The sequence below is a fragment of the Pseudomonas sp. NPDC089743 genome (assembly GCF_044748785.1).
GTDB classification, from domain to species: Bacteria; Pseudomonadota; Gammaproteobacteria; order Pseudomonadales; family Pseudomonadaceae; genus Aquipseudomonas; species Aquipseudomonas putida_X.
The window spans coordinates 47,441-58,858 of record NZ_JBIVGS010000016.1; the positions used below are offsets into that span (position 1 = coordinate 47,441).

An 11,418-nucleotide genomic window follows, 5' to 3' on the forward strand; every position below is an offset into this window, starting at 1 on the left:
TTCCACAACAAGCGCGGGGCCTGACATGTCGAAATTCGCCAAACCGCTTCTCAATGCCAGCCTGGCCATCCTGCTGGGCACCGGTCTGTTCAGCCAGGCATTCGCCGGCGAGCAACTGAAAACCATCCAGGAAAAAGGCGTGATCAACGTCGGCCTCGAAGGCACCTACCCGCCATTCAGTTTCCAGGATGAAAACGGCAAGCTTGCCGGCTTCGAGGTCGAGCTTTCGGAACTGCTGGCCAAGGAACTGGGCGTCAAGGCCAAGATCCAGCCGACCAAATGGGATGGCATCCTTGCAGCGCTGGAATCCAAACGCCTGGACGTGGTGGTCAACCAAGTGACCATCTCCGAGGAGCGCAAGAAGAAGTACGACTTCTCCGAGCCTTACACCGTCTCCGGCATCCAGGCGCTGATCCTGAAGAAAAAAGCCGAGCAGTTGAACATCAAGACCGCGCAGGATCTGGCTGGCAAGAAGGTCGGCGTGGGCCTGGGCACCAATTACGAACAGTGGGTGAAGCAGGACGTTCCGAACGCTGAAGTGCGCACCTACGAAGATGACCCGAGCAAGTTCGCCGACCTGCGCAACGGCCGTATCGACGCCATCCTGATCGACCGCCTGGCCGCCCTGGAATACGCGCAAAAAGCCAAGGATACCCAGCTTGCCGGCGACGCCTTCTCGCGCCTGGAAAGCGGCGTGGCCCTGCGCAAGGGTGAGCCTGAGCTGCTGGCAGCCATCAACAAGGCCATCGACAAGCTCAAGGCCGACGGCACCCTGGCCAAGCTGTCCGAGAAATACTTCGGTGCCGATGTCACCCAATGATCGCTGAAAGCCTGCAACTCGTTGTCGACTCCGCGCCCTTCCTGCTCAAGGGCGCGGGTTACACAGTGCTGCTGAGTGTCGGCGGCATGTTCTTCGGCCTGGTGTTGGGTTTTGCCCTGGCACTGATGCGCCTGTCGAAGATCCTGCCGCTGGACTGGCTGGCACGCATTTATGTGTCGTTCTTCCGGGGCACGCCGCTGCTGGTGCAGCTGTTCGTGATCTATTTCGGCATGCCGCAGATCGGCATCGAACTCGACCCCATCCCGGCCTCGCTGATTGGCCTGTCGCTGAACATGGCCGCGTACATCTGCGAAATCCTGCGTGCGGCGATCTCCTCGATCGACCGTGGCCAGTGGGAAGCAGCCGCCAGCATTGGCATGACCCGCACCCAGGCCATGCGCCGGGCGATCCTGCCGCAAGCCCTGCGCACGGCATTGCCGCCGCTGGGTAACAGCTTCATCTCCCTGGTCAAGGACACCGCCCTGGCGGCGACCATCCAGGTGCCCGAACTGTTCCGCCAGGCGCAGCTGATTACTGCGCGGACCTTCGAAGTTTTCACCATGTACCTGGCCGTTGCGGTGGTGTACTGGATCCTCTGCAGCATCCTCGCGCACTTCCAGAACCGCATGGAAGCGCGGGTCAACCAGCACGATCAGGAGCACTGAAGATGATCGTAGTAGAAGGCCTGACCAAGCAGTTCAAAGGCCAGACCGTGCTCAACGGCATCGATCTGACCGTGCAACCGGGCGAAGTGGTGGCCATCATCGGCCCCAGCGGCTCGGGCAAGACTACCTTCCTGCGTTGCCTGAACCTGCTGGAAACGCCTGACGCCGGGCGCATCCAGATCGGTGCCATCAGCATCGATGCCAACCGTCCGCTTGGCAACCAGCAAAGTGCCATTCGCCGCTTGCGCCAGCAGGCCGGCTTCGTGTTCCAGAGCTTCAACCTGTTCCCTCATCGCACCGCGCTGGAGAACGTGATGGAAGGCCCGGTGATCGTCAAGAAGACACCCCGCGCGCAAGCCATGGAGCTGGGCCGCAAGCTGCTGGCCAAGGTCGGGCTGGCGGGCAAGGAAGACGCCTACCCCAAACGCCTTTCCGGCGGGCAGCAACAGCGCGTTGCAATCGCCCGGGCGCTGGCCATGGAACCTGAGGTGATCCTGTTCGATGAACCCACCTCGGCGCTGGACCCTGAGCTGGTCGGCGAAGTGCTGGCGACCATCCGCGGCCTGGCCGAAGAAAAGCGCACCATGATCATCGTCACCCACGAGATGAGCTTTGCGCGTGATGTGGCTAACCGGGTGATCTTCTTCGACAAGGGGGTGATCGTCGAGCAGGGCGAGGCCAAGGCCCTGTTTGCCGACCCCAAGCAAGAGCGGACTCGACAGTTCTTGCGCAAGTTTCTCGGGACTGCGGCTTCCGAGTGATCTGCATTCGGTTCACTGGCCCCATCGCCGGCAAGCCGGCCCCCACATGGATTGCGCCGGCTTTTTAGAAGTTGAGCAAGACCGTTGCCTCCACAGGTAAAGCGCAGGCCTGAAGAACTGCGCGGTCGCGGTGGGAGCCGGCTTGCCGGCGATGGCTGCGCAGCAGCCCTGGGGGCGTCACCGTGCCGGCCCGGCTCAGTGCCAACGCAAACCCTCAGCCGGCACGGGCCGCCCGAACCAGTAGCCCTGCCCCAGCTGGCACTGCTGCTCGAGCAGGAACCTGGCTTGCTCCGCCTGCTCGATGCCTTCAGCGTGCACCTGCATGCCCATGCTCCGCGCCAGGGCGATGATCACCCGCACGATGGCGACGTCATCGTCATCCATCGGCAAGCCGGCGACGAAGCCCTGGTCGATCTTCAGCTTCTGCACCGGCAGGCGCTTGAGCCGCAGCAACGACGAATAGCCGGTGCCAAAGTCGTCGATTGCCAGGTTCAAGCCCAGCTCACGCAACCGGTGCAGCTGCTCCAGCGCGACTTCAGGGTCTTCCATGACTGCACTCTCGGTCACCTCGACCTCCAGCAGCGACGGATCCAGGCCGGTCTCGTGCAACACACCGGCCACTTGCCGGTAAAGCTCACGCTGGCCGAACAGCCGGCTGGAAATGTTGACTGCAACGAACTCGAGCAGGCGCCCGTCAGCCTGCCAACTGACCATCTGCCGGCACGCCTCGCGCATCACCCAGGCGTCGATGTCGGCAATCAGCCCAGTACGCTCGGCGATAGGAATGAATTCGCTTGGCGGCACCAAGCCACGTTGCGGGTGCTGCCAACGCACCAGCGCCTCCACCCCCACCATCTTCGACGTGAACAGGTCGAACACCGGCTGGTAGAACACCCGCAGCTCGTCTTGGGCCAGCGCGCGGCGCAGTTCGCCTGCCGTTTCCACACGGTGCTGGGCGTGCGCCGTCAGCTCTTCGGTGTACAGCGCGTAACAAGCGCGGCCATTGTGCTTGGCCTTGTACAGCGCCGAGTCGGCGTTGCGCAGCAGCTGTTCGGCGCTCAACGCATCGCTGGGGAACAGGCTGATGCCGACGCTGACGCTGATGAACAGCCGATGCCCATCGAACTCGAACGGTTCACGCATGCGTTCGATGAGGGCCTGTGCCAGTTTGCCGGCCTGGCCGACCTGCTGGCAGTTCTCCGCCAGCACACCGAATTCGTCACCGCCCAGGCGCGCCAAGGTCACACCATTGCCAACCACCTCGGCCAGACGCTCGCCTACCAGCTTGAGCAGCTGATCACCGATGGTGTGGCCTAGCCCATCGTTGATGCTCTGGAAGTGGTCCAGATCGAGCAGCAACAACGCACATCCACGCTTGTTGGCCTGTGCCGAAGCCAGTGCCTGCTCGGCCCGGTCGTTGAACAGCAAACGGTTGGGCAAGCCGGTAAGGGGGTCGTGGTGGGCCAGGTAGGCCAATTCCTGCTCGGTATGCTTGATTGCGCTGATGTCGCTGAATACCGCGACATAATGGGTCAGCTCGCCGCCATCGTCGTGAATGGCACGGATCGTCTGCCATTGCGGGTAGATTTCACCACTCTTGCGCCGGTTCCATATCTCCCCGCTCCACTCGCCCTTCTCTGCCAGGGTGGCATAAATCTGCTGATAGAACGGCACGCCGTGCCGGCCGGACTTGAACTTGCTCGGGCGCTGGCCGAGCACTTCATCCTGCTGGTAGCCGGTGATCCGCATGAACGCGCGGTTGACGTGCACGATCAGCCCTTGGCGGTCGGTGACCAGCACGCCCTCCAGGGTACAGTCGAACACGGCTGCGGCCATGCGCAGACGGGCGCGGTCCTCGCTGCGAAGACGGGCGCCGACGCCGATGAAATTGAGCAGACGGGCCCGGGTGAAGAAAATCAGCGCCGCGCTGGCCAGCACCCAAAGGACAACATTGATCTGCCGCCCTACGGCCAAGGCCAGGGGATCTTCAGACATACTGCGCAAAACCACCTCTGACAGCACCAGCCAGAGGATCGAGAGCACCAGATACAGCGCGGCCATGCGCAAGGCGTCGCGAACGGAAACAGACATGTCGGCAACAAAAGTCCATGAAAAATGATGGGGCATTATAGAGCCAGAAACATGCAGTGACGTCCTATCTGAAAGGGTGACTGGTTTTATTTCCCTACCAAGGGATAATCAGGCCTTTCCCTGTTTCTTCGAGGGCTTTCACACCTATGTGGTATTACGGTCTGCTCGACTTGTCGGCCTGGCAACTGGTTGGCGTTACCCTGCTGATGACTCACGTGACCATCATCAGTGTCACCATCTACCTGCACCGCTACTCGGCCCACCGCGCCCTGGAGCTCAATGGCGCGCTCAAGCACTTCTTCCGCTTCTGGCTGTGGCTGACCACGGCGCAGAACACCCGCGAGTGGACAGCCGTTCACCGCAAGCACCACGCCAAGTGCGAAACCCCGGACGACCCGCACAGCCCGGTACACAAAGGCCTGGGCACAGTGCTGCGCAAGGGCGCCGAACTCTACCGGGAAGAAGCGCTCAACCCCGAAACCCTGCGTATCTATGGCAAAAATTGCCCGGATGACTGGATCGAGCGCAACCTCTACTCACGCTACAAACATGGCGGTATCGCCCTGCTGGCAGTGCTCGACCTGCTGCTGTTCGGCACCATCGGCATCACCATCTGGGCGGTGCAGATGATGTGGATTCCGTTCTGGGCAGCGGGTGTGGTCAACGGCTTGGGCCATGCGGTGGGCTACCGCAACTTCGAGTGCCGTGACGCGGCGACCAACCTGGTGCCATGGGGCATCGTCATCGGTGGCGAAGAACTGCACAACAATCACCACACCTACCCCAACTCGGCCAAGCTGTCGGTCAAGCGCTGGGAGTTCGACATGGGCTGGGCCTGGATACGCCTGTTGTGCCTGCTGCGCCTGGCCAAAGTACAACGAGTGGCCCCCATCGCCCACCGCGTCGAGGGCAAGGCCAACCTGGACATGGATACCACCATGGCCATCCTCAACAACCGCTTCCAGATCATGGCCCAATACCGCAAGCTGGTGATCGGTCCGCTGGTCAAGCAGGAACTGGCCAAGGTCGACGCCTCGGTACGCCATCGCTTCCGCCGGGCCAAACGCCTGCTGTCGCGGGAACCCAGCCTGCTCGAAGAGCGTCACCATGTGCGCATCGAGTCCCTGCTGGCGCAGAGCCAGGCACTCAAGACCATCTATGAAAAGCGTTTGGCCTTGCAGCAGATCTGGGCCCGTACCAGCGCCAACGGCCACGACATGCTCGCCGCCATGAAAGACTGGGTACACGAGGCGGAGGCCAGTGGCATTCATGCACTGCACGACTTTGCAGCGCAATTGAAAACCTACTCCCTGCGCCCGCACGGCGTCTGACCACCGTTGATCGGCACGCCCTGCAACGGGGCGTGCTTGCTGGAACTTCCCCTCTGAAAAACCACTCAAACCCGGCACATCGCCCGCGTGGCGGGCCGGTCTGTGGCCGCACGCTTACCCGTCGAGAGCCACTCCGTGCACATGGCCAAGAACATCTATCCAACGCTGCCCGGCAATTCAGCTCCCGAGGCAGCCCAAACACTGCTGGCCTTGCTGCATGCCCAAGGCGAAGTGGCTCGCCTGAGCGAACGTGAACAGCTCTACAGTTCGTTGCTCGACAGCGTCAATGCGGTGCTCTGGGCGTTCGACTGGGAAACACGCCAGGTGCTCTACGTCAGCCCCGCTTATGAACGCATTTTCGGCCGGCCTACCAGCCTGGTGTTGGCCGACTTCAACGAGTGGCGCGATAGCATCTACCCCGATGACCTGGAGTACGCCGAGCGCAGCCTGGCCCAGGTGCTGATCAAAGGCGCGGTTGAAGACCGCGAATACCGCATCCTCAACGCAAACGGCCAAGTGCGCTGGCTGAGTGACAAGTGCTACATCAACCAGCAGCATGAAGGCGAGCGGGTGATCATCGTCGGCATTGCCGAGGACATCACCGAAAAGAAGCAGCTTGAAGGCGAACTGCATCGCCTGGCCACCACCGACGTACTGACCCAAAGCAGCAACCGCCGGCACTTTTTCGAATGTGCAGGCCAAGCCTTCGACAACGCACGCGAAGACGGCACGCCACTGGCATTCCTGCTGCTGGATATCGACGATTTCAAGCAGATCAACGACAGCTATGGCCATCAGGAAGGCGATCAGGTGCTGCAACGCATCGCCGACAGCGGCAAGGCGGTGCTGCGCCGCGGCGACCTGTTCGGGCGCATTGGTGGCGAGGAGTTTGCTGCGGTGTTCCCCGGCTGCAATGCGCAGGTCGCCGAGCAGATCGCCGAGCGCCTGCAGCGCGAGATTCAGCGGCTGAGCTTCAGCCATGGCGAGCAGGTGTATGGCGTGACGGTAAGCCAGGGGCTGACCGGGCTCACGGATGAGGATGACTCACTGGACAGCCTCTTCGCCCGGGCTGATGCGGCGATGTACCGGGCCAAGCGGCAGGGCAAGAACCAGATCGTGCGGGGCTGAACCATTGGGTGCGCACAGCGGCCCCAACAATTCAGTTACGTACCCCCCTCCTCAGCCACAGGCGGCTCTTGCTCCTGCGGTTTTACCTCTGGATTCTCCACCTTGCGCAACCGGCTCAACTGCGCCAGCCCAACCTTGAGCAAGCGCGCGGTCTTGCTCTCGGCAACCCTCTCCAACCCTTGGCTCGCCGGCAGTCGCGCCAGTTGCCCGGCCAGGTTCATGGCCAGGATCTCCCGGGAATAAACCCCACCACCCAACTGATAGATTGCCGCGATCAGCTCGCGCAGGCCCAGCGGCAAGCGCCAGCGGGTTCGCAGTGCCGAGCCGAACGCTGCACCGAAGTCGCTCAGTGACGCCTGCACCAGGCCATCGTGCAGTTCACCACCGGCCAGCCGCCATTCCTGCAGGCAGCGCAGCACCGCAAGGTCACCCAGGCAGTGCAACAGCCCGGCGCAGTAACACAGCTCTTCGTCGAGTTCGAGCATGCGCGCCAGGGAACGCGCGTATTCGGCGGTATGCAGCGACAAGTTCCAGAAATGCGCCGCCTGCTGCGCCAGCAGCGGATCGGTCAGGCGGGCGCTGCGCTTGAGGGCCAGGCCCAGGATCAGGTTCATGCTCTGCGTGCTGCCAAGCTTGTTCAGGGCTTGTAGCAAGGTCTGCACCGGTGCGTCGCGGTGCAGGGCAGCACTGTTGGCGGCAGCGATCAGTACGGCTGTAACCTGCGGGTCGTTGCGCACCTCCTCTTCGAGCACCTTGAGGTCCAGCCCCTGAGGGTTCAGCGCGCGCTTGATCGCCACCTGCACATCCGCGAACAGCGGCCCGCCATCGGCGGTGGCGCGGCGCTGCTCAAGGAAGGCCGGCAGGCTTGCCCCAGGCTGCAACGGTGGCACCGGGCAGGCGATCTGCTCACCCACTTCAAGCAGCAGCTCTTCCAGACGCTTGCGCAGGTTGTCCATGTTCAGTGGCTTGCTCAGGTAAGCCGTGGGGTGCAGCGGCAGCGCCTCACGCACGCTGGCACTGTCACTGCGGTTGCTCATGAGAATGAACGGCAACCCCGGCCCCTTGGCGCGCACCTTGCGCAACAGGTCCAGGCCATCGACACCTGCAAGCTCACGGGCGGCGATGATCAGGTCAGGCTTGCTGGCCAATGCCGTGAGCGCCTGGGAGCCATCGGCGCATACCTGCAGCCGGGCATCACAGCGCACGCTGAGCAACATCTCACGCAGCATGTCGCGCACCCAAGGGTCGCCTTCGGCAATCAGTACGCTAGGTGGGGTGGGGTCTGCAGCGCTCATGGCCAACTCCTGAATATCCCTGACACGCAATCCGTTGCAGCTTCCAAGGCAAGTCCTGTGACAACCATAGCGCCACAGCCCTTTGTTAGGCACAAAAAAAACCCGCCTAGGCGGGTTTTTTTATGAAGCCTGTCACATCAGGCCAGTTCAGCGAAGCACTCTTCGATGATGGCCAGGCCCTTGTCGAGCAGCTCATCTTCGGCGGTCAGCGGAACCAGGATACGCAGGACGTTGCCGTAGGTGCCGCAGGACAGCAGGATCAGGCCCTTGTCGCGCGCTTTGGCAACCACTTGAGCAACGGCGGCGGCATTCGGGGTGTGGGTGCCTTTTTCGAAGACTTCCACAGCGATCATCGAACCCAGACCACGGACATCGCCAATGATCGGGTGCTTTTCCTGGATCTTGCGCAGGCCCGTGGTCAGGTGCTCACCTACTGCCTTGCTGCGGTCCAGCAGCTTCTCTTCCTCGAACACCTGGATCACGGCCAGAGCCGCGGCGCAGGCGATCGGCGAACCGGCGTAAGTGCCGCCCAGGCCGCCCGGAGCGATGGCGTCCATGATCTCGGCCTTGCCGCAAACACCGGCCAGCGGGAAGCCGCCAGCGATGGATTTGGCGAAGGTGGTCAGGTCCGGCGCTACACCCATCTGTTCCATGGCGAAGAAGGTGCCGGTACGGCCAGCGCCAGTCTGTACTTCGTCGGCGATCAGCAGAATACCGTGCTGGTCGCACAGGGCACGCAGGCGCTTCATCAGCTCTTTAGGCGCTGGCAGGAAGCCGCCTTCGCCCTGTACCGGCTCGAGGATGATCGCGGCGATGTCGCGCGGCTCGGCGTCGTTCTTGAAGATGCGCTCGACCGAAGCGATGGCGTCGTCAACGCTGACCCCGTGCAGTTCGCTCGGGAACAGGGCGCGGAAGATGCCGCCAGGCATCAGGCCCATGCCAGCGGAGTACGGTACAACCTTGCCGGTCAGGCCCAAGGTCATCATGGTGCGGCCGTGGTAGCCGCCGGTGAAGGCGATCACGCCAGCACGGCCAGTGGCGGCACGGGCGATTTTCACGGCGTTCTCAACGGCTTCGGAGCCGGTGGAAACCAGCAGGGTCTTCTTGTCGAAGTCACCTGGGACCAGCTTGTTGATCTTCTCGCACAGCTCTACGTAAGGCTCGTAAGCCAGTACCTGGAAGCAGGTGTGGCTGACTTTGGTCAGCTGCTCTTGAACAGCGGCGACCACTTTAGGGTGCAGATGGCCGGTGTTCAGGACTGCGATGCCGCCGGCGAAGTCGATCAGTTCGCGGCCTTCAACGTCGATCACGGTCGAGTTCTTCGCGCTTTCGACGAAGATCGGGTGGATCTGGCCTACGCCACGCGGGACGGCGGCTACACGACGTTGCATCAAGGATTCGTTGGTCTTGCTCATAATGCCCTCATTTGCGCCGATCAGCGGCGCTTTTATTCGGGGGTGGCTGGGAGTGCTCGCGAACAGTATTCGTTGATCGACTGCCGTGAACGCCCTGGCCACCAGGTGCTGCGATGTCAAAAAAGCCAGCGAGACGTCGCTCTCGCGCCCCGCTGGCAGAGGTAAAGCCTTCAGCGCATCAGACGCTGATGCACAGGTACTTGATTTCGAGGTAGTCCTCGATACCGTACTTGGAACCTTCACGGCCCAGGCCCGAAGCCTTGATACCGCCAAACGGCGCGACTTCGTTGGAGATCAGGCCGGTGTTGATACCCACCATGCCGTATTCCAGCGCCTCGGCAACACGGAACACACGGCTCATGTCGCGGGCATAGAAGTACGAGGCCAGGCCGAACTCGGTGTCGTTGGACATGGCGATGACTTCGGCCTCGTCCTTGAAGCGGAACAGCGGCGCCAGCGGGCCGAAGGTCTCTTCCTTGGCGACGGCAGCGGTCTTCGGCACGTCGACCAGGATGGTCGGCTCGAAGAAGTTGCCTTCGATCAGCTTGCCACCGGACAGCACCTTGGCGCCTTTGGAGACGGCGTCCTCGATGTGCTCCTGAACCTTGGCGACGGCCTTGCCATCGATCAGCGGGCCAGTGGTGGTGCCGTCGTCCAAGCCGTTACCGATCTTCAGCTTGGCCACAGCGGCCTTGAGCTTCTCGGCGAAGGCATCGTAGACGCCGTCCTGCACGTAGATACGGTTGGCGCAAACGCAGGTCTGGCCGTTGTTGCGGTATTTGGAGATGATCGCGCCCTCTACCGCCTTGTCCAGGTCGGCATCGTCGAACACGATGAACGGGGCGTTGCCACCCAGCTCCAGGGAAACCTTCTTGATGTCCTTGGCACATTCTTCCATCAGCTGGCGACCGATTTCGGTCGAGCCGGTGAAGGACAGTTTGCGCACCAGGGAGTTGCCGGTCAGCTCGCCGCCGACTTCGCCAGCGCTGCCGGTCACCACGCTCAGCACACCAGCCGGGATGCCGGCACGGGTAGCCAGCTCGACCAGGGCCAGGGCAGAGTACGGGGTTTGCGAAGCAGGCTTGAGCACCATGGTGCAGCCAGCGGCCAGGGCCGGGCCGGCTTTACGGGTGATCATCGCCGCCGGGAAGTTCCACGGGGTGATGGCCGCGGTAACACCGATCGGCTGCTTGATGACGATCAGGCGCTTGTCAGGCTGGTGACCTGGGATGGTATCACCGTAAACGCGCTTGGCTTCTTCGGCGAACCACTCGATGAACGAGGCTGCGTAAGCGATTTCGCCTTTGGCTTCGGCCAGTGGCTTGCCTTGTTCGGTGGTCATCAGGCGAGCCAGGTCGTCCTGGTTCTCGATCATCAGTTCGAACCAGCGGCGCAGCTTGTTCGAGCGCTCTTTGGCGGTCAGAGCACGCCAGGCCGGCAGGGCCTTGTCGGCAGCTTCGATGGCGCGGCGGGTTTCCGCAGTGCCCATCTTCGGCACGGTACCGATGACTTCACCAGTGGCCGGGTTGGTCACATTGATGGTCTGGCCGCTGTCCGCATCCAGCCATTCACCATTGATGAAGGCTTGCTGGCGGAACAACTGAGCGTCTTTGAGCTGCATGTCGGCTTCCCGAATTGTTGATTGTTGAAAAGCGCCCAAGGCAGGGCATCGAGCGTTTGAAATCTCAAACGAATGCTAAGCGGCTGCTGGGGTATAGGACAATAGCCTGTTCGAAAAAAAGAACGAATGGTTGCACAGCCCATCTGAAAGCCCCCGGCAGCGCCCCGTATAGGGTAGACGACGGCGCGCAGCTCCAAGGTGATGGGAGTACCAGCCGACAGCACTCTGCGCACGACAGTACTACGACCAGCCCGGCAAGATCCCGAAACCTTTCACCCACGCTCGAACCCG

At 62.2% G+C, this 11,418-nt stretch carries 9 protein-coding genes; 5 read left to right on the forward strand and 4 right to left on the reverse strand.

What is annotated here, in order from left to right:
* Positions 1 to 25 precede the first annotated feature (25 nt).
* The 3 genes from tcyJ to tcyN are packed head-to-tail and all read left to right on the forward strand — an operon-like array spanning position 26 to position 2,246.
* Positions 26 to 820 carry a cystine ABC transporter substrate-binding protein gene (gene tcyJ, locus ACIPZC_RS21875; RefSeq protein WP_267819493.1) on the forward strand — a complete coding sequence of 265 codons (795 nt, stop codon included), beginning with the start codon at positions 26 to 28 and terminating at the stop codon, positions 818 to 820.
* A complete protein-coding gene (tcyL, locus tag ACIPZC_RS21880) occupies positions 817 to 1,485 on the forward strand; it encodes a cystine ABC transporter permease (protein ID WP_012316742.1) in 669 nt (222 codons plus the stop codon). The genes tcyJ and tcyL overlap by 4 nt, the downstream gene beginning before the upstream one ends.
* 2 nt (positions 1,486 to 1,487) lie before the next feature.
* Complete coding sequence (gene tcyN, locus ACIPZC_RS21885; protein ID WP_400629505.1) at positions 1,488 to 2,246, forward strand: L-cystine ABC transporter ATP-binding protein TcyN; 759 nt, start codon at positions 1,488 to 1,490, stop codon at positions 2,244 to 2,246.
* 195 nt (positions 2,247 to 2,441) lie between these two features.
* Here the strand turns inward: tcyN and dibA are convergent, their stop codons facing one another.
* Complete coding sequence (gene dibA, locus ACIPZC_RS21890) at positions 2,442 to 4,337, reverse strand: phosphodiesterase DibA (RefSeq protein WP_400629507.1); 1,896 nt, start codon at positions 4,335 to 4,337, stop codon at positions 2,442 to 2,444.
* Between the two features lie 146 nt (positions 4,338 to 4,483).
* On the opposite strand from dibA, the gene desA reads away from it, so the two are divergent.
* Both desA and ACIPZC_RS21900 read left to right on the forward strand, forming a co-directional pair.
* A complete protein-coding gene (desA, locus tag ACIPZC_RS21895; protein WP_400629509.1) occupies positions 4,484 to 5,668 on the forward strand; it encodes a delta-9 fatty acid desaturase DesA in 1,185 nt (394 codons plus the stop codon).
* A 141-nt stretch (positions 5,669 to 5,809) separates the two neighbouring features.
* On the forward strand, positions 5,810 to 6,796 hold the full coding sequence (locus ACIPZC_RS21900; protein ID WP_241805701.1) for a sensor domain-containing diguanylate cyclase: 987 nt from the start codon (positions 5,810 to 5,812) through the stop codon (positions 6,794 to 6,796).
* A gap of 35 nt (positions 6,797 to 6,831) precedes the next feature.
* On the opposite strand, the gene ACIPZC_RS21905 is transcribed toward ACIPZC_RS21900, so the two are convergent.
* The 3 genes from ACIPZC_RS21905 to gabD all read right to left on the reverse strand — a co-directional run bounded on the left by ACIPZC_RS21905 (position 6,832) and on the right by gabD (position 11,127).
* Positions 6,832 to 8,091 (reverse strand): HDOD domain-containing protein, encoded by a 1,260-nt coding sequence (locus ACIPZC_RS21905; protein ID WP_400629511.1) that lies wholly within the window; start codon positions 8,089 to 8,091, stop codon positions 6,832 to 6,834.
* A 137-nt stretch (positions 8,092 to 8,228) separates the two neighbouring features.
* Positions 8,229 to 9,506: a 4-aminobutyrate--2-oxoglutarate transaminase gene (gabT, locus tag ACIPZC_RS21910; RefSeq protein WP_039601890.1), complete on the reverse strand. Its 1,278-nt coding sequence runs from the start codon at positions 9,504 to 9,506 to the stop codon at positions 8,229 to 8,231.
* 178 nt (positions 9,507 to 9,684) lie between these two features.
* The gene (gene gabD, locus ACIPZC_RS21915; RefSeq protein ID WP_349976004.1) at positions 9,685 to 11,127 is read right to left on the reverse strand and encodes an NADP-dependent succinate-semialdehyde dehydrogenase; all 1,443 of its coding nucleotides are present in this window, start codon (positions 11,125 to 11,127) and stop codon (positions 9,685 to 9,687) included.
* Positions 11,128 to 11,418 lie beyond the last annotated feature (291 nt).

Bases quoted from the DNA above. Each gene is read 5' to 3' on its own strand.
- ACIPZC_RS21905 (WP_400629511.1), bottom strand. From the start codon at position 8,091: ATGAGCGCTGCAGACCCCACCCCACCTAGCGTACTGATTGCCGAAGGC.
- dibA (WP_400629507.1), bottom strand. From the start codon at position 4,337: ATGTCTGTTTCCGTTCGCGACGCCTTGCGCATGGCCGCGCTGTATCTG.
- ACIPZC_RS21900 (WP_241805701.1), top strand. From the start codon at position 5,810: ATGGCCAAGAACATCTATCCAACGCTGCCCGGCAATTCAGCTCCCGAG.
- gabT (WP_039601890.1), bottom strand. From the start codon at position 9,506: ATGAGCAAGACCAACGAATCCTTGATGCAACGTCGTGTAGCCGCCGTC.
- tcyN (WP_400629505.1), top strand. From the start codon at position 1,488: ATGATCGTAGTAGAAGGCCTGACCAAGCAGTTCAAAGGCCAGACCGTG.
- desA (WP_400629509.1), top strand. From the start codon at position 4,484: ATGTGGTATTACGGTCTGCTCGACTTGTCGGCCTGGCAACTGGTTGGC.
- gabD (WP_349976004.1), bottom strand. From the start codon at position 11,127: ATGCAGCTCAAAGACGCTCAGTTGTTCCGCCAGCAAGCCTTCATCAAT.
- tcyL (WP_012316742.1), top strand. From the start codon at position 817: ATGATCGCTGAAAGCCTGCAACTCGTTGTCGACTCCGCGCCCTTCCTG.
- tcyJ (WP_267819493.1), top strand. From the start codon at position 26: ATGTCGAAATTCGCCAAACCGCTTCTCAATGCCAGCCTGGCCATCCTG.